We start from the raw sequence: 16,705 nt of genomic DNA on the forward strand, positions 1-16,705 counted from the left end.
AATGACGGCTCAAGTATTCGACACCCCGGCAGGTGATGCCGTTGGCACGCCGGGGACTGGGGAACTGCCGGCTTACTGGAGTGGCATCTTTGCGATGACACTGTGCGTATTCGCGCTGATCGCCTCGGAGTTCATGCCGGTCAGTTTACTCACGCCGATTGCATCGGATCTGCAAATCAGTGAAGGACTGGCCGGGTATGGGATCGCCATCTCCGGCGCCTTCGCGGTGCTGACAAGCCTTTCAATTTCCAGGCTTGCGGGCTCCATGGACCGCAAGACGCTGTTGCTGTTACTGACAGGGATTATGTGCGTGTCGGGACTGGTGGTCGGTCTGGCGCCAAACTATACGGTGTACATGATTGGTCGTGCGCTGATCGGCGTGGTGATCGGCGGGTTCTGGTCGATGTCGGCGGCAATGGCCATGCGCCTGGTACCGTCCCATAGCGTGCCCAAGGCTCTGGCAATCTTCAACGGCGGCAATGCTTTGGCAACCGTAGTGGCCGCACCATTGGGAAGCTATCTGGGGAGTGTCATCGGTTGGCGGGGTGCTTTTTTCTGCCTGATTCCGGTAGCGATCATCGCGTTGATCTGGCAGTGGATCAGCCTGCCAGCCATGACGGCGGCGCCGCGCAAAGCGGGCGCTGGCAATGTCTTTCGATTGTTCAAGAGCCCATTGGTCAGTGTCGGCATGTTGAGTGTGGGCACTTTCTTCATGGGGCAGTTTGTATTGTTCACCTATCTGCGCCCGTTCCTGGAGACCGTCACGGATGTAGATGTCTCCATGTTGTCGATGATCCTGCTGGTCATCGGCGTGGCGGGTTTTGTCGGGACCCTTCTGATCGGCACTTTTTTGAAAACCGGCATGTACCGCGTCCTGGTCTGCATTCCACTCTTGATGGCCGCTATTGCACTTTCCTTGATTGTCCTTGGCGACGGAGTCGTGGCAGCTTTTGTATTGCTGGGGCTGTGGGGCCTGATCGCGACGGCGGCACCTGTGGGGTGGTGGTCGTGGTTGGCCAAGGCGTTGCCCGAGGATGCTGAAGCCGGTGGCGGCCTGATGGTGGCAGTCATTCAGCTTTCCATTGCGCTGGGCTCTACCCTCGGCGGGCTGCTGTTCGACGGGAGCGGCTATCGCATGACCTTTCTCGCAAGCGCTATCTTGCTGGTACTCGCCGCAGTGATGGCCTTTTTCACATCGCGAAACCAGGTTTAATAGAAGGCAGATTTGAGTAAGACAGGCAACTGTCCGCAATATGTCAGATCGGATTTGATCCAACGTCTGCTGTTGGCCGATGGCTGCCTGTTGTCCGGATGCCAGATGGTCAACAGGCGCCAATGGCTATCGGCTGAAACGTTCGGCCAGGCTGTGCAGGTAATCGGCCATGACTTCCAGATCCTGGCTGATGGCGGCGCCTTGCTTGGCCTGCCCGGCACTGTGATCACACAGTTGGGCAATTCGCGTGATCTGTTGATTGATATCTTCAGCCACGTGACTTTGCTCTTCAGACGCCGAGGCCATCTGCTGGCTCATGCCGGTTATCCGGGTGACGGCCTGGCTGATGCCGACCAACGCCTGCTGCACCGCCTCGACACTTTGCATGCTTTCGCGGGAAATCTGCTCGCCACGATTGGCCGTTGATACAGCGCGATCGGCACCGTCATACAGCGAAGCAATGATGCCGTGGATCTGTTCGGTGGAGGTGCGGGTGCGTTGGGCAAGGGAGCGCACCTCGTCAGCAACCACGGCAAAGCCGCGACCTTGCTCACCGGCCCGGGCCGCCTCGATGGCAGCGTTGAGCGCCAGCAGGTTGGTCTGTTCGGCAATGGAGGTGATGACATCCACGACACTGCCGATCGACTGCGTTTCGCTCGCCAGTGCATTGACCGCCAGGCCAATCTCGCTGACCGCCTCATGCATGGTTTTCATGGCGCTCAGGCTTTGCCGGGCCAGTTCACTGCCGTCACGGGTCAACTGGTCAGCCTCCGAGGCGGCATGTGCGGTGCTGATGACGTTTTGCGTGACTTCCTGAATGGTGGCGGCCATCTGTGAAATGGCGGCGGCAGACTGATCGGTTTCACTGCGCTGGCGATCCAGCGATTGCGCCTGGGAACCTGAGAGTTCGGATGATTGCGCCGCCTTGGCCTTGACATTGACCCCGGCATCGACGAGCCGGCTCAGGGCTGTCTGCAGGCGCGCTTCCTCACTGAGCATGGCCATGTCCAGTTGCCCCTGGGGACCGTGGTTATCGCTGTAGGTGAGCGCGACCAACGGGTCGGAAAAGGCTTTCGGATGCTCGGCCAGGGTGCGCTCGATGGCCCGGCGATTTCGAGACTCGATCAGGTACCAGGCAACCCCAAGGCTCGCGACCAGGACCCCTTGTGCCGCCGTTGTCGGTAGCCACTGACTTCCCACCAGTGAAACCCCGCCAGCCATCAATAATGGCCACCCTTGTTGCAGTGGCCGGAAAATCCGCGCGCTCAGCGAAACGATCGGCTTGCCGGCCCGCATCCTTGAATAGAGTGCTGCTGCCCGCCGAACCTGGTCGCGGCTGGGCACCGAGCGGACCGACTCGTAACCACTCATGCGTCCGCTTTCATAGATGGGCGTGACGTAGGCACTGACCCAATAGAAGTCACCATTTTTTGCGCGGTTTTTCACAATACCCATCCAAGGTTTGCCTTGCTTGATGGTGTGCCACATATGCACGAATACCCCGGGCGGCATGTCGGGGTGTCGAACCAGGTTGTGGGTCTGGCCGACCAGTTCGTCGTAGGTGAAACCGCTGATGGCAACAAAGGCGTCATTGCAGTAAGTGATTCGGCTATCCAGATCGGTCGTGGATATCAATCGCTGTTCGGTGGGGAAAACTCTTTCATGCTCGGTTACGGGTAAATTCACACGCATACAATGCGACCCCTCGGATTATTATTATTTTGAGCATATAAATAGGAAAAGCGCCCAGGCATTGCGCCAGCCGGGCCAGGCGTCAGATCGGGGGATTCAACGCGCGGGCCTGAAGAGGAATCTATGGACGGGGGAGGCTATCGACCATTCATTCGACGACAATTTCTTTTCATTTCATGACAAACCGGCGATATCAATGTGAAATCATGCATGACGTCGATTTGAGTCAGCCTTGAGTCGCGAATGAGCGTCGCGGTCAAAGGCCGCTGAGGGAACCTCGTTGGCCTGACGCCTGCCGGCTCGTTTCGTGTTTTCAGGCGGATGCGCCCACGCCTTCGGCTTTCTCCTGCGCCGCAACGTCATGCAGGGAAATCCTTGAAGTCTCCGGTAATGCCAGGCCACCCGCCAATGCGAGCAAGGCAATCGCAATCAGGTAGAACGCCGGCGACAGGTTGCTGCCGGTTGTGCTGATCAGCCACGTCGCCACCAGCGGCGCGGTGCCGCCGAACAGGGTGTACGCCATGTTGTAGGTGATAGCCGAGGCGGTGTATCGGGTACGGGTAGGGAAGGTTTCCGAGAGCAAGGCCGCGGTCACCACGCCACACAACACCGCGCCAATCGCCAGGAGCATGACGCCGACGATGGACGCGACGAACGAACCGGAGCTGGCCATCAGGAACGATGGATACACGACCACCATCAACAGCGCGCAAGCGGTCATCACCGTGATTCGACGCCCGACCCGGTCCGAATACAGCCCGGCCAGCGGGCAGATCGCTGCGGCGAACAACAATGCAATCAGTGACACCAGCAAGGCTGTTGCGCGACTCAGGCCACCGGCAACTTGCAGGTAAGTCGCGAAGTAGGTGGTGAACATGTAAAACGAAAGTGCCGTGAGTGACACAAAGGCGCCCAGGCAACAGATCGCCGCACCATGGTTGCGCAAGGTTTCCTTGAGTGGAGAGTGTGCGACAGCATGTTCCTGAGTCACCGCCTGGAATGCCGGTGTCTCATCGAGCTTCCAGCGCAGGTAAAGCCCCACCAGGCCCAGGGGCGCGGCAATCAGGAACGGCAGGCGCCAACCCCAGCTTCCCATTGCTTCGGCCGACAATGACGCCTCGAGCGCATAGGCCACCACGGCAGCGGCGGCGAAGGCGGAAAATGTCGACACCGGAATGAAGCTGCCGTACCAGGCGCGTTTATCACTCGGTGCATGCTCCATCAGGTAGGCACAGGCACCTGCGTATTCTCCCCCGGCGGAAAAGCCTTGGGCGCAACGGATCAGGGACAGAAGAATCGGCGCCATGACCCCGATCGCCGCATAAGTGGGCAGCAGACCGATCAAGGTCGTGGCACCGGCCATCAGCAGGATGGTCATCGCGAGGGTGCGCTTGCGGCCGATCCTGTCGCCCAGCATGCCGAAGAAAATCCCGCCAAGGGGCCGAAACGCAAAGGCCACGGCGAATACCGCGAAGGTCTTGAGCAGCGCGGCACTGGCATCGCCGCTGGGGAAGAATTGCTGGGCGATAGTGGTGGCCAGAAAGCCGTAGACGGCAAAGTCGAACCACTCGACGAAATTGCCGATGCCGGCGGCCACAATCACTCTTCTCAGCGTTTGCGGGCTGACTTGTTCCATAGTTGCGCTCGTCATGCTTGACCTCGACAGTTCGTCAGTAAGCTATCGATTATCGGGGCAGGCCCTGAGGTGGTTCACTTCAAAAGTGTCACCCACATAGTCAGTACCGACTTCATACCGTTGAATCACGCAGGATTCGCGCCAGATTGGCCGAGGGAAAGAAAAGGGCGATTTTTTCGCAAATCTGAAAAGCGTCGAGGGTATTGTCGGTCGCGGGGATCAGATCAATCAAAAGGGATGAAGATGACACTGACTGCCGAAAGCCTGCTCAGGATCGCAATGACCAACCCGGTAAACGCAGAAATTTCCGCTCGCTTGCCTGAGCTCGGTTTGAACCAATGCCTGCTCACGGCCGGTTGCCTGTTCCAGGCCGTCTGGAATCATCAGGCACAGCAACCGCCAGAGTGGGGCGTGAAGGATTACGACATCTTTTACTTCGATGATGATTTGTCGTGGGAAGCCGAGAATGAGGTTATCCAATCCGGTCAGCGTCTGTTCCGTGACCTCGACGTGAACATTGAGATCAAGAATCAGGCTCGCGTGCACCTGTGGTACGGCCAGCGCTTTGGCGGGGATTATCCAAGGCTTGAGTCGGCAAAAGACGGGATTGATCGCTACCTGATTGCCGGCACCTGCATTGGCCTGGACATCGAAACTGGCGAGATCTATGCGCCCAACGGCCTGGCCGACACTGAGCACGGGTTGCTTCGAATCAATCCAAAGAATTCCAAGCCAGAGCTGTTCGATCAGAAGGCGAAAAGTTATCAGGCTCGCTGGCCCTGGCTCAGGATCGTGGAGCTGCAAAGTTGAATCGGTTCAATGTCTCAAGCTGATATCATTCAAGAATTACAGGCTGAGTAGAACAACATGAACCGTCAAAAGAAACTAAAGCAGCTGTTCAAGGCTAAGGCCAAAAAGGCCAGTGCCAAACTGGCACCGAAAAGCAAGTCGACCTACATCAGTAAAGCGGACCGATTGAAGCTGGCTGCACAAACCACTGACGAGTCAACCATCGCCTCTGAGAGCTGATTCAGGTCGGACCGCGTAGACGTGGTCGACCCCTTCCTTCAAGTCGAAGCCGCTTCGCGGCTTTGAATGACTAGATCCCCTCGCTACATTTCTCGAACATTGCCCTTTTTGTACCGTCGACTGCATGTCGTTTGCGGTCTTGAAAACGGCGCCACCGGACATCCGATCCGGCAATGTGCCCGTTGCCCAGCCCGAAGGGCCGTTCAATTTGCGACAGGTTACGTTTCTGTTAACGACCCTATGATTTTGGTTTGAAATTCCATCTACATGATTTGTAAGGTAAATAACTATTTCCTATGTGTGTTCTTACAGTATTTTCTGTGTATACATAAAAAATACAAAGCATTGACGACACCCGAAACCCGTGCGAATCTGAATTCAACAACAAGCCGTAACCGCTGATTTGACTGCCTCGGGAGGTCATTGTGAAAAACGGCAAGAGCACTCTTTATGACGACCTCAAGCGTCAGATCCTCACGATGGAGCTCGATCCTGACGAGGCGCTGGATGAGGTTGCCATCAGCGAGCGGTACGGACTTTCGAGAACCCCGGTACGGGAAGTGTTTCGACGTCTTGCAGGTGAGGGGTACATCGATATCAGGGAGAACCGCGGCGCCCGGGTGATTCCCATGAACCACTCGACACTGCGAAATTTTTTTCTGGTGGCTCCCATGGTGTACGCCGCGATAGGTCGCCTGGCGGTTCAGAATTTCAAGGCTCAGCAACTGGTGGACCTGAAGGAAACGCAACGCCGTTTCCGTGCTGCGACGGTGTCCCGTGATGCCCTGATGATGGTCGTTGAAAACAATCGCTTCCACGCGATCATGGGTGAAATGTCAGGCAATCAGTACCTTGAGCCCAGCCTCGAAAGACTGCTGATTGATCACGCGCGGATTGGCCATACATTTTTCCGCCCTCGTGATGAGGATATGGAGCAACGGCTACAGCTTTCCGCAGAGCACCACGATGCTTTTATTGAAGCCATTGAGCGGCGTGACGAGAGCGCTGTAGTTGACCTGGTCTTTGAGCATTGGGAACTCTCTCGCGAGAACATGGAAATGTTTATCGCCCCCCATGGAATGAAGGCAGACCTGCCAATTCCATTTAAATAATACCGGCCCTCGCTTAATTGGTTTGAGGATCGATACGAGTTGATGCCGTAGAAACTTCGGCATTGAATATCAATTCGCTTACGGATTGATAGGCAACAACAACTGAAACAGAGGGTGAGCTTACAGCTGTGCACCACGGGCCTCTATTGTTTAGAGACTAATATAAAAAGTATTAACGTAGGTCGAGGAACGCCATGAAGAAGATTTGGAAGGCAGTCTGCGCGGTCGCGATGATGGGCATGGTAATGCTGCCTGTTCACGCGGAAGAAAAAACAATCACCATGGGCACGTTGACCTGGGAAGACTTGACACCCATTACCGGTATTACCAAAAAGGTGCTTGAAGACTCCGGTTATAGCGTAAAAGTCATCGAGTTTTCCGAGTGGGGCATTGCTTATGCCGCGCTGACCAAAGGTGATATCCAGGTACTTGCCTCACAAACCGACTACGCGGCAAACGACTACTGGAACAAGAACAAGAACCGTCTGGAAAAGCTCTCTCCGGTCTCCTATGGCCTTTACCAGGCGATCGCCGTACCTAAATACGTCGACATCGATTCAATCGAACAACTCAATGACAACGCTGAGAAGTTCGGCAACAAGATCATCGGTATCGAACCAGGTTCGGGCTTGATGAATGATGCGAGCAAGGCGGTCAAGGACTACGGCATCAAGTTGCAACTGCTCGAAGGCAGTACCGCTGCCATGACAGCCGCATTGAAATCGGCAGTCGATCGTAAAGAGTGGGTTGCCGTCACTGTGTGGGAGCCTTCATGGATGGCGCAGAAGTTCGATCTGAAGTTCCTCAAGGATCCAAAGGGTGTCTTCCCACCACCACAAGGTTACTACTGGATTGGTCATAAAGACTTCTCAAAAGAAAACCCACGTGCACGTGAAGTAATGGCCAGCGTATACGTGCCGATTTCAGATATCACTGCAATCAACGGTGAAGTAAAGGACGGCAAAACCATGGAGCAAGCCATTCAGGGCTGGACCGATGGGCACGCTGAGCTTTTGAAGCGCTGGGAAAACATAAAGAAGTAAACAGTACCTTTTTAAACGCCACTGCCGCCCTTTGATTCATTAGAAAAACCAGAAAAAACTGGTTCGACGGGTACGAAAAATGACAACGCCCAACATTGATACCAACGAAGTGCTGATAGATTGCCAGTCAGTCTGGAAAATCTTCGGGAAAGCCGCACCTGCTGCGATGAATGCCGTCGTTCAGCAGGGGCTCACCAAGACTCAGATCCTGCAAAACTACGGCTGCGTGGTCGGGGTCTCGGACGTCAGTCTCCAGGTTCGCCGGGGAGAGATCTTCTGCATCATGGGATTGTCAGGCAGTGGCAAATCTACCCTGATAAGGCTGTTGAACAAACTCATCACACCCAGCGCCGGCAAGATCGTCGTCAAGGGCAAAGAGTTGTCGTCTTTGAGTGCCGCGCAACTGCGTGAGGTGAGAGCACGTCATATCGGCATGGTTTTTCAGAGCGTTGCATTGCTGCCTAACCGTACGGTTCTGGAGAACACGGCATTTGGACTGGAAGTACAAGGCGTGGGCAAGGCCGAGCGCTACAAGGTTGCCGAGCAGGCCTTGGCCAAAGTCGGTTTGAGTGACTGGATGTCGCGCTACCCCAGCGAACTGTCCGGCGGTATGCAGCAGCGGGTAGGGCTGGCCCGGGCAATCACCGCAGACCCGGAAGTGATCCTGATGGATGAGCCTTTCAGTGCGCTCGACCCGTTGATTCGCCGGCAGTTGCAGGATGAGTTCCGCCAGTTGACCAAGGAACTGGGCAAGTCTGCTGTATTCATCACCCACGATCTGGACGAAGCCATTCGTATTGGTGACCGGATCGCGATCATGAAGGACGGCGCGATCATTCAGGTAGGGACTGCCGAGGAGATCGTGCTCAATCCTGCGGACGATTACGTTGCGGAATTTGTCGCCGGTATCTCAAGATTGCATCTGGTCAGGGCCGGCTCTGTCATGACGCCCGTCGAGCCGTTCAAGGTAGCAAACCCCGGCTGCGACATCGCCAGGCTCACCAAAACCTCGGTCGATGCGGATATCAACGAGCTTATCGGCTTGACCATGAAGTCCGAGCGCGACGCACTCGCCGTGGTCGATAACGGAGTGGTGGTGGGGATCATTACCCCGCGTGATTTGCTGCGTGGCGTCCAAGGTATTCCCAACGAGTTCGCGGTATCGAAGGCCGCCACTGCACTGGAGGCGTCGACATGAGCACGCCTGACTTTTCAAACCAATTCGATTCGGTCGTCGACTCGAGCCTTGAATGGCTGATGGACAATGGAGAGTCGGTGTTCGACACGACCAATGCGTTTTTGAAGGGCGTTTACGAAGGCGTGCAGTGGTGCATCGCCTACCCACCTTACTACGTCATTGCGATAGTCATTGCCCTGATCGGCTGGCGCGCAGTGGGTTTGCGTTTTGCGATTCTTACCGGCCTGGCCTTGTTGTTTTGTGATGTCATCGGTTTATGGCCAGAAACAGTCAGCACGCTTGCCCTGGTGCTTACCGCTACCGTGCTTGCCCTGGTGATCGCGATTCCACTGGGCGTGCTGGCGGGGCTGGCGCCTTCGTTTGACCGGGTGGTGGATCCGTTCCTCGATCTGATCCAGACCATGCCGCCCTACATCTACTTGCTGCCGGCCATTGCGCTGTTGGGCTATGGCACCGCCACGGCACTGTTGGCGACTTTTATCGTGGCTGTACCACCTGCCATGCGCCTGACCTCCCTGGGGATTCGCATGACACCAAAAGAGTTCATCGAACTGGGGGACGCCAGCGGCGTCACCGGGTGGCAGATGTTTTTCAAGATCCGCCTGCCGTTTGCCATGCCAAGCATCATGGCCGGGGTCAATCAGAGTCTGATGATGGCCTTCGGCATGGTGGTCATCGCCGGCATCGTCGGTTCCGGTGGCCTGGGTGAGTCGATCTATGGCGCTGTTCGCACGCTGGACATCGCCAAATCAATCAACGCCGCCATTGCCATTGTCATCCTGACCATGATTCTGGATCGGTTGGCGCAGAGCGCCGCGCGTTCCCGGATGGGAGAATCGAAATGACTGCTGCAGAAATCCATTTTTCACCGGGCGCATTCCTGGCACCCGCCGTCGATTGGCTCAACGCCAACTTGCATGGGCTGTTCAAAGTCATCAGCCAGGTGATCGAGGCGGTACTGGGTGGAGTAGAGGGTGCACTGCTTGCGCCGCATCCCTATGCCCTGATCGGCGGGGTAGTGGTGCTGGCATTCTTTTTCGCCAACAAAAAAGTGGCCCTGTTTGCCGGGTTGATGTTGGCATTCTGTCTGTTCTCCGGGCTGTGGGTCGCGTCCATGCAGACCATTGCCCTGGTCTCGGTTGCGGTGCTGATTTCGGTATCCATAGCCTTTCCGCTCGGCGTTCTGGCAGCACGGGTGAAACGGGTCGACGAGGCGATCTTGCCAATCCTCAACATCATGCAAACGGTACCGCCTTGGGTTTACCTGATCCCGGCCGTGATGCTGTTCAGCCTGGGACGGGTGCCCGCGATCATTGCAACCATCGTCTACGGCATTCCTCCGATGCTCAGATTGACGACCCTTGCCTTCAAGCAACTGCCCAAGGAGTTCCTTGAACTGGGCCAGGCCATTGGTGCTTCGCCGAGGTCGATCCTGTTCAAGATCGAATTGCCGACTGCCGCGCCGACGCTGTTGGTGGGACTGAACCAATGCATCCTCCTGTCACTGGCAATGGTGGTGTTGGCAGGCCTGGTGGGGGCGGGTGGTCTTGGTGCTGAAGTCACCCGAGGCCTCACAAGGATGGAGATGGGGCTGGGCCTGCGTGCCGGCTTGGCGATTGTCGCTGTCGCACTCCTTCTGGATCGACTGTCTCGTGGCGCGTTGCAGCGTCACTCCCCGCGCAAGCTCGTGTGAGAGATTTTCAGAATGAGACGTAGCTTTTTTTGTGTCGATTCCCATGCGTGCGGGAACCCGGTTCGCGTCGTCACGGGTGGCGGGCCGTTGCTGCCATCCGTATCGATGGCGGAGCGCCGCGAGATCTTCGTTCGCGATCATGACTGGGTGCGCACGGCGTTGATGTTTGAACCGCGAGGGCACGACATCATGTCCGGCGTGATCATCTATCCATCCTCCCGTGAGGATTGCGACTTCGGCGCCTTGTTTATCGAGGTCAGTGGGTGCCTGCCCATGTGCGGGGCGGGCACCATCGGGTTGTCCACGGTTGTCATTGAGGAAGGCCTGGTCACACCTCGCGAACCTGGTCGGCTGGCCATCGAAACGCCGGCGGGCCGGGTGGATGTCGACTACACCCTGAACGGTGAATATGTTGACTCCATCCGCCTGTTCAACGTAGCCAGTTATCTGCACAGTGCCGATGTGGTGGTGGATGTGCCTGGCGTTGGCGAACTTGTCGTAGACATTGCCTACGGCGGCAATTTTTACGCAGTGGTCGAGCCGCAGGAAAACTGGCCGGGTTTGAAAGGATTGACCACGGCAGACATCGTCAGCCTGAGTCAGAAGCTGCGCACCGCCCTGGCTGAAGTCAGTGATCCTGTGCATCCAGAGAACAGCAGGATCAGCGGCGTTCACCATGTCATCTGGTGTGACGAGGAACACTCGACGGCAGCAGACGGGCGCGGTGCAGTATTCTACGGCGACAAGGCGATTGATCGCTCGCCCGGTGGCACAGGTACTTCGGCACGAATGGCGCAACTGTTCGGCAAAGGACGGTTGAAGGTCGGGCAGACATACCGCAACGAAAGCCTGATCGGTACGATCTTCGAAGGAAAAGTCGAAGCGTCGGTGAAAGTGGGAACCTTTGACGGAATCAGGCCTAGTATCGGTGGCTGGGCGCAAATCACCGGGCACAACACCATTTTTGTCGATGACAAGGATCCTCTTCGTCATGGCTTCCAGCTTGCTTGACCCGGAAGGAGTGGCCTCAGGATGGTGGGATTCCCAACGCTACAGGTGACGCTTTCTCGAACGTAAAAGAGTGGATTGAAGATTGATCGAAAGACGCCAGTTTAGCGGAGGCATGAAGGGGAAGAATCTTCGCTATGTGAATGACAACCCCAGCCAGCCGACGCAAATGGTTCGAGCGGGATTCCTGTTGCTCGAGCACTTCTCGTTACCCGCGTTCACCCAGGCGCTGGATACGATTGTCACCGCCAATCTACTGCGTCCCAAGCTGTTCTCGTCCCAGACGTTCGGCTTGAACGACGGGGAGGTCGTCAGTGATCTGGGCCTGGTCATCCGGCCAGATTCCCGTATCAATTGTTCGGTACTTCAAGACCTGGACCTGCTGGTCATTTGTGGCGGTTACCGGACAGAGCTCAGGGCTGGCGATGAGTTCATACACTTGTTGAAGACAGCCGCGGGCTTGGGCATCACGCTTGCCGGATTGTGGAATGGTGCTTGGTTCCTGGGGCGCGCCGGATTGCTCGCCGGCTACCGCTGCGCCATTCACCCCGAGCATCGCCCCGCACTGGCCGAGTTCTGCAAGGCGACACAGGTCAGCAGTGAGCCCTATGTGATTGACCGAGACCGGCTTACCGCCTCCAGTCCTTCCGGGGCATTCCACATGGCGCTGGACTGGATCAAGGGGCTGCACGATAAAGCGCTGGTCGAAGGTATCGAGGACATTCTCGCTTTTGAAGAGTCTCGCTACCGGCGCATCAAGCCGACAGAGAACATCTGTTTGAGTGCGCCGCTACGGGAGGTGGTCAAGCTGATGGATGCCAACCTCGAAGAACCCCTGGAGCTGGAGCAACTGGCGGCTTACGCCGGCCGCTCACGCCGGCAACTCGAACGCCTGTTCAGGGAGCAGTTGGGCACTACGCCGCAACGCTATTACCTGGAGTTGCGCATCACCGAAGCGCGTCGGCTCCTGCAGCATACCGAGCTCTCGCAAGTCGATGTACTGGTTGCCTGTGGCTTTGTTTCACCCAGCCATTTCAGCAAGTGCTACAGCTCCTACTTTGGCTATCGCCCGTCGAAGGAAGTCCGGCTGGTCAAGTAAAGAAGCCGTGATTGAACAACCGCCATTCGTGAGGCGAACACGCTCAGGGATATGCCTGGGCGGTGTCACGACGATCATCCTTCTGATGTCGCAAGCGAAGCGGCCCTGACGCCTGTTTCCGCCAAAATCCGGCGCTCTGACGCCAGACAAAATCCGCCTCCTCAAAACCATCCGTCGCTTCGGGATAAAGGCTGTTTTGAATGTGTATTTTAATTGTAGACACAAAGAATAATGTTGTTTTATAGTGAGAATACAGGTAGTAGACAGCGTTCACTCACCCGTACGAAGGTTTCTAATAAATGGCTACCAAAGAACTCGATCTGCAGGCCACCGCGGATCTGCCCGTTGACCGTAAAGCTGTGCTGGGAGAGGCGTTGCGTCGCCGGATCCTGAGCATGGAGTTGGCACCTGGCGCCGTCGTTGACGAACTGGCCTTGTGCGACGAGTTCGGCCTTTCCCGACCCCCTGTGCGCGAGCTCATGCGGCAGATGGCGGCCGAGGGATACATCGATCTTGAAGCGAACCGTGCCGCCCGCGTTTCGTCAATGAGCTACCAGTCGCTCAGAAGCTTTTTCCTGGCAGCACCGTTGATCTACATCGCCACCACCCAATTGGCGGCTGCCCATGCAACGCCATCGGAGATTGCAGAGCTTAAGCGCATCCAGGCGTTCTTCCGTACGGCCATCGAGGAAAAGGATGTAGAGAAGCGCGTGCTCTATAACGACGAGTTCCATTTGCAGATCGGCAAGATGGCGCACAACGCTTACTTGATGCCAAGCCTGCAACGCTTGCTGATTGACCATGCGCGGCTGGGGAAGATCTTCTATCGCCATCCCACGACAGTGGACATGCAAGAAGATCTGGAAGTGGCGGCGCAACAACATGACGACATGATCAGTGCCATTGAAAACCACGATCAGGTTCTGGCGGGAGATATCGTGCGCGCGCATCTGGAATTGTCGCGTCGCCGAATGTCCGAATACGCTGCGCCGGAAGGGTTGGATGTAGCGCTTACCTACTAAAGCAGTACCGATGCCACTTGCATGAACAGTGTGACGAAAACGTGCAGAAGGGACGCTTTTAGTAACTACAAATATAAAAGAGCCCAGGTCGCGAAAAATGGCAAAAATCAGATACACACCTGCAGATGACTCTACATGCGGCTGGTTCCACCTCAGCCAGTCGAGAGTGGCCCGTCCCTCTCACTCGGGTATCCGCTCGGCCCGATGGGTCGTGCTGGGTGCCGGGTTTACCGGGCTTGCGGCAGCTCGCCAACTGGCGCTGAATTTTCCAGATGACGAGATTGTCCTGATCGAGGCCCAGGAGGTCGGTTACGGGGCCTCCGGCAGAAATGCCGGCTTCGCCATCGACCTGCCACACGATATCGGTGCCGATGATTACATCGGCGATATCAAGACGGCAAAAATCAGTATGGCGTTGAACCTGACAGGGCAGCACATTCTGAAGAGCCTCGTGGAAAAACACCGGATCGACTGTCAGTTCCGCATGTGCGGGAAGTATCAGGCTGCCATTGAAGACCGGGGCATCGCGGTTCTGGATGCTTATCGCCGTGGCCTGGACAAGCTCGGTCAAGAATACGAAGTGATCGAAGAGAAAGACTTGCCGGACCACATCGGCACGCCTTTCTATCGCAAGGCACTGTTCACCCCGGGCACGGCACTCATCCAGCCGGCCGCCTTGGTCAAGGGCCTGGCCGACAGCCTGCCGGCCAACGTGACGCTTTATGAAAACACGCCGATTACCGACGTGGAGTATGGCGACAAAACCATCCTCTCCCATAAGAACGGTCGTATTGTTGCGGACAAGTTGCTGCTGACCAATAACGCGTTCGCCATGAGCTTCGGCTTTCTGAAAGGGCGCATGCTGCCGATCTTCACCTACGGCAGCCTGACCCGGCAGCTGACGGAAGAAGAGCAGGCACGCCTGGGAGGCCGGCCTTATTGGGGCGTGATTCCTGCCGACCCTTTCGGCACCACATTGCGCCGGACAACGGATAACCGCCTGCTGGTGCGTAACAGCTTCAGCTTCAATGCAGATGGACGCAGCCATCAGAAATACCTGGAGCGGTTTATCCAGCGACACAAGGATTCGTTCGATCGCAGGTTTCCCATGCTCCCCGATGTCAATTTCGAGTACACCTGGGGCGGGTCGCTGGCGTTGTCGCGCAACCACATGGCGCACTTCGGGCAACTGGCCAACAACGTCTACGGTGCACTCTGCTGCAATGGATTGGGCGTGACCCGCGGCACGGTGACAGGCACCTTGCTGGCCGACTGGCTGGCAGGCAAGAAGGACCCGCTTATCGACTTTCTATTGTCGTCCCCAGGGCCTAACAGAAACCCACCGGAACCCTTACTTTCAGCAGGTGTGAATATGAACTTGTTGTGGGGACAGTGCCGGGCCGGGAAAGAAAGCTGATTGCGCAACACTCTGACAGACAAGTTAAACGTTAAATAATTGGTTAGAAGTTCTTGGCTTATTGGCTAGTCCATCAAGGCTGATGGTTTCTTATCGAGGCGGCTTTGATTCGCCCGGATTTTGGGTTTGCGCTTCAGCCCTCTGAATGACCGAAGCGAAATAGGAGATAATAATGACAAGTCCTAATACCTCTATTGAGGATGTTCCTCTCAATAACTTTCACCGTTTACTGACAGCCCGTTCCGGGGGCGGGTCGTTTGTAGACGGTTATGTACTGAGCATTATCGGTATAGCGATGATGCAAATAACTTCCGCTCTGAATTTGTCGGAGTTCTGGCAAGGAATGATTGCCGCATCGGCACTCATGGGGGTGTTTTTTGGTGGTTTCATCGGTGGCTGGTTGACCGACAGGCTGGGTCGCAAAAAGGTTTATTTCGTTGGGCCTACGCTCTTCATCGTTTGTTCGTTGGCACAGTTTTGGGTCGAGTCCGCGCCGGTGTTGTTCGCCCTCAGATTTATCATCGGTCTGGCGGTGGGTATTGAATACCCGGTGGCCACGTCGTTGTTGGTCGAGTTCCTGCCGAAGAAACAACGCGGCCCAAGGCTCGCGGCGCTGACCATCCTGTGGTTTGCCGGTGCGGCGTTTGCCTACGTTGTCGGCACTTCAATCCTTAATGTAGGTGGGGATGACGCCTGGCGTTATGCCCTGGCGAGTACCACCGTCATCGGGCTGATGCTGCTAATACTGCGTGTCGGCACCCCTGAGTCCGCGCGCTGGCTCTTGAGCAAGGGGCGCGAGGCTGATGCCGAGCGCGTGATCAAGCATGTGTACGGTCAGCACTATTCGCTTCGAGATCTTCCTGAAGAGCCCGACCAGAGGAAAATGTCATTCCGGGATTTGCTTCACTCCGGCTATGGGAAACGCTTGTTCTTTGTTTCCGTCTTTTGGTCCTGCTCGATCATTCCGGTTTTTGCAGTCTATGCGTTCGCCCCCAAGGTTCTCCTGGCGTTGAATCTGAAAGGGGAGTGGGCTTCATACGGTTCCATGATCATCACCATGCTGTTTGTTGTGGGTTGTGTATTCGCGACAAGGCTGATCAACACGATTGGCCGGCGCTGCATGCTGATTCACAGCTTTCTATGGTCGGGCCTGGCCTTGTTGGGCTTGGCGACTTTTTCCCACAGCAATGAAGTGCTGGTGCTCTTCCTGTTCGGCGCCTACGCGGTGTTTATCGGTGGAGCACAAGTTCTGCAGCTTGTTTATCCCAACGAGTTGTTCCCTACAGAAATTCGCGCATTTGCCGTCGGCATCGGAACTTCCCTTTCCCGTGTGGGAGCAGCGGTCGGCACTTACCTGGTACCTGTTTCGCTACAGACGCTGGGTATCGGCAACACGATGTATGTGGCCGCCGTGGTCACCTTTGTCGGCCTGATGGCTGCTTGGGCCATGGCACCTGAAACACGTTCGTTGAACTTGCGCGAGGCAGCGGCGCTGAGCAGTTGAGAAGTTGCAACTGAGCCGTAGGCAATGAGTTGTCCCTGA

At 56.4% G+C, this 16,705-nt stretch carries 15 protein-coding genes; 13 read left to right on the plus strand and 2 right to left on the minus strand.

Annotated elements, in window-relative coordinates; translation table 11 throughout:
• Position 1: 1 nt before the first annotated feature.
• Positions 2-1,213, plus strand: a complete 1,212-nt coding sequence (locus AABM52_RS14555) for an MFS transporter (protein ID WP_347912487.1) — start codon at positions 2-4, stop codon at positions 1,211-1,213.
• 126 nt (positions 1,214-1,339) lie between these two features.
• Here the strand turns inward: AABM52_RS14555 and AABM52_RS14560 are convergent, their stop codons facing one another.
• Together AABM52_RS14560 and AABM52_RS14565 are read right to left on the minus strand one after the other, a co-directional pair.
• Entirely contained in the window at positions 1,340-2,905 is a 1,566-nt protein-coding gene (locus AABM52_RS14560) for a PAS domain-containing methyl-accepting chemotaxis protein (protein WP_347912488.1), read from the minus strand.
• A gap of 313 nt (positions 2,906-3,218) precedes the next feature.
• A complete protein-coding gene (locus tag AABM52_RS14565) occupies positions 3,219-4,556 on the minus strand; it encodes an MFS transporter (RefSeq protein ID WP_347912489.1) in 1,338 nt (445 codons plus the stop codon).
• A gap of 228 nt (positions 4,557-4,784) precedes the next feature.
• Here AABM52_RS14565 and AABM52_RS14570 point away from each other — a divergent pair, with 228 nt between their 5' ends.
• The 12 genes from AABM52_RS14570 to AABM52_RS14625 all read left to right on the plus strand — a co-directional run bounded on the left by AABM52_RS14570 (position 4,785) and on the right by AABM52_RS14625 (position 16,666).
• Entirely contained in the window at positions 4,785-5,351 is a 567-nt protein-coding gene (locus AABM52_RS14570; RefSeq protein WP_347912490.1) for a nucleotidyltransferase family protein, read from the plus strand.
• Positions 5,352-5,408: 57 nt separating this feature from the next.
• On the plus strand, positions 5,409-5,570 hold the full coding sequence (locus AABM52_RS14575; protein ID WP_347912491.1) for a DUF2986 domain-containing protein: 162 nt from the start codon (positions 5,409-5,411) through the stop codon (positions 5,568-5,570).
• A gap of 425 nt (positions 5,571-5,995) precedes the next feature.
• The gene (locus tag AABM52_RS14580; protein WP_347912492.1) at positions 5,996-6,682 is read left to right on the plus strand and encodes a GntR family transcriptional regulator; all 687 of its coding nucleotides are present in this window, start codon (positions 5,996-5,998) and stop codon (positions 6,680-6,682) included.
• A 194-nt stretch (positions 6,683-6,876) separates the two neighbouring features.
• Positions 6,877-7,725, plus strand: coding sequence for a glycine betaine ABC transporter substrate-binding protein (locus AABM52_RS14585; RefSeq protein ID WP_347912493.1), 849 nt, complete (start codon positions 6,877-6,879; stop codon positions 7,723-7,725).
• A 79-nt stretch (positions 7,726-7,804) separates the two neighbouring features.
• Positions 7,805-8,923, plus strand: a complete 1,119-nt coding sequence (locus AABM52_RS14590; RefSeq protein WP_347912494.1) for a glycine betaine/L-proline ABC transporter ATP-binding protein — start codon at positions 7,805-7,807, stop codon at positions 8,921-8,923.
• A complete protein-coding gene (locus AABM52_RS14595; protein ID WP_347912495.1) occupies positions 8,920-9,768 on the plus strand; it encodes an ABC transporter permease subunit in 849 nt (282 codons plus the stop codon). Before AABM52_RS14590 ends, AABM52_RS14595 begins: the two co-directional genes overlap by 4 nt.
• Positions 9,765-10,616 (plus strand): ABC transporter permease subunit, encoded by an 852-nt coding sequence (locus AABM52_RS14600; protein WP_347912496.1) that lies wholly within the window; start codon positions 9,765-9,767, stop codon positions 10,614-10,616. Before AABM52_RS14595 ends, AABM52_RS14600 begins: the two co-directional genes overlap by 4 nt.
• A 12-nt stretch (positions 10,617-10,628) precedes the next feature.
• Positions 10,629-11,627 carry a 4-hydroxyproline epimerase gene (locus AABM52_RS14605; RefSeq protein WP_347912497.1) on the plus strand — a complete coding sequence of 333 codons (999 nt, stop codon included), beginning with the start codon at positions 10,629-10,631 and terminating at the stop codon, positions 11,625-11,627.
• Positions 11,628-11,739: 112 nt separating this feature from the next.
• Entirely contained in the window at positions 11,740-12,723 is a 984-nt protein-coding gene (locus AABM52_RS14610; RefSeq protein WP_347912628.1) for a GlxA family transcriptional regulator, read from the plus strand.
• 299 nt (positions 12,724-13,022) lie between these two features.
• The gene (locus AABM52_RS14615) at positions 13,023-13,745 is read left to right on the plus strand and encodes a GntR family transcriptional regulator (RefSeq protein ID WP_223446758.1); all 723 of its coding nucleotides are present in this window, start codon (positions 13,023-13,025) and stop codon (positions 13,743-13,745) included.
• A gap of 97 nt (positions 13,746-13,842) precedes the next feature.
• Positions 13,843-15,162 carry an FAD-binding oxidoreductase gene (locus tag AABM52_RS14620; RefSeq protein WP_347912498.1) on the plus strand — a complete coding sequence of 440 codons (1,320 nt, stop codon included), beginning with the start codon at positions 13,843-13,845 and terminating at the stop codon, positions 15,160-15,162.
• Positions 15,163-15,334: 172 nt separating this feature from the next.
• Positions 15,335-16,666 (plus strand): MFS transporter, encoded by a 1,332-nt coding sequence (locus tag AABM52_RS14625; RefSeq protein ID WP_347912499.1) that lies wholly within the window; start codon positions 15,335-15,337, stop codon positions 16,664-16,666.
• Positions 16,667-16,705: the final 39 nt, after the last annotated feature.

Origin of the sequence: Pseudomonas grandcourensis, from assembly GCF_039909015.1 — a bacterium.
Lineage (GTDB): Bacteria > Pseudomonadota > Gammaproteobacteria > Pseudomonadales > Pseudomonadaceae > Aquipseudomonas > Aquipseudomonas grandcourensis.

Bases quoted from the DNA above. Each gene is read 5' to 3' on its own strand.
- AABM52_RS14595 (WP_347912495.1), top strand. From the start codon at position 8,920: ATGAGCACGCCTGACTTTTCAAACCAATTCGATTCGGTCGTCGACTCG.
- AABM52_RS14625 (WP_347912499.1), top strand. From the start codon at position 15,335: ATGACAAGTCCTAATACCTCTATTGAGGATGTTCCTCTCAATAACTTT.
- AABM52_RS14570 (WP_347912490.1), top strand. From the start codon at position 4,785: ATGACACTGACTGCCGAAAGCCTGCTCAGGATCGCAATGACCAACCCG.
- AABM52_RS14560 (WP_347912488.1), bottom strand. From the start codon at position 2,905: ATGCGTGTGAATTTACCCGTAACCGAGCATGAAAGAGTTTTCCCCACC.
- AABM52_RS14605 (WP_347912497.1), top strand. From the start codon at position 10,629: ATGAGACGTAGCTTTTTTTGTGTCGATTCCCATGCGTGCGGGAACCCG.
- AABM52_RS14585 (WP_347912493.1), top strand. From the start codon at position 6,877: ATGAAGAAGATTTGGAAGGCAGTCTGCGCGGTCGCGATGATGGGCATG.
- AABM52_RS14620 (WP_347912498.1), top strand. From the start codon at position 13,843: ATGGCAAAAATCAGATACACACCTGCAGATGACTCTACATGCGGCTGG.
- AABM52_RS14610 (WP_347912628.1), top strand. From the start codon at position 11,740: ATGAAGGGGAAGAATCTTCGCTATGTGAATGACAACCCCAGCCAGCCG.
- AABM52_RS14555 (WP_347912487.1), top strand. From the start codon at position 2: ATGACGGCTCAAGTATTCGACACCCCGGCAGGTGATGCCGTTGGCACG.
- AABM52_RS14575 (WP_347912491.1), top strand. From the start codon at position 5,409: ATGAACCGTCAAAAGAAACTAAAGCAGCTGTTCAAGGCTAAGGCCAAA.
- AABM52_RS14600 (WP_347912496.1), top strand. From the start codon at position 9,765: ATGACTGCTGCAGAAATCCATTTTTCACCGGGCGCATTCCTGGCACCC.
- AABM52_RS14590 (WP_347912494.1), top strand. From the start codon at position 7,805: ATGACAACGCCCAACATTGATACCAACGAAGTGCTGATAGATTGCCAG.
- AABM52_RS14565 (WP_347912489.1), bottom strand. From the start codon at position 4,556: ATGACGAGCGCAACTATGGAACAAGTCAGCCCGCAAACGCTGAGAAGA.
- AABM52_RS14615 (WP_223446758.1), top strand. From the start codon at position 13,023: ATGGCTACCAAAGAACTCGATCTGCAGGCCACCGCGGATCTGCCCGTT.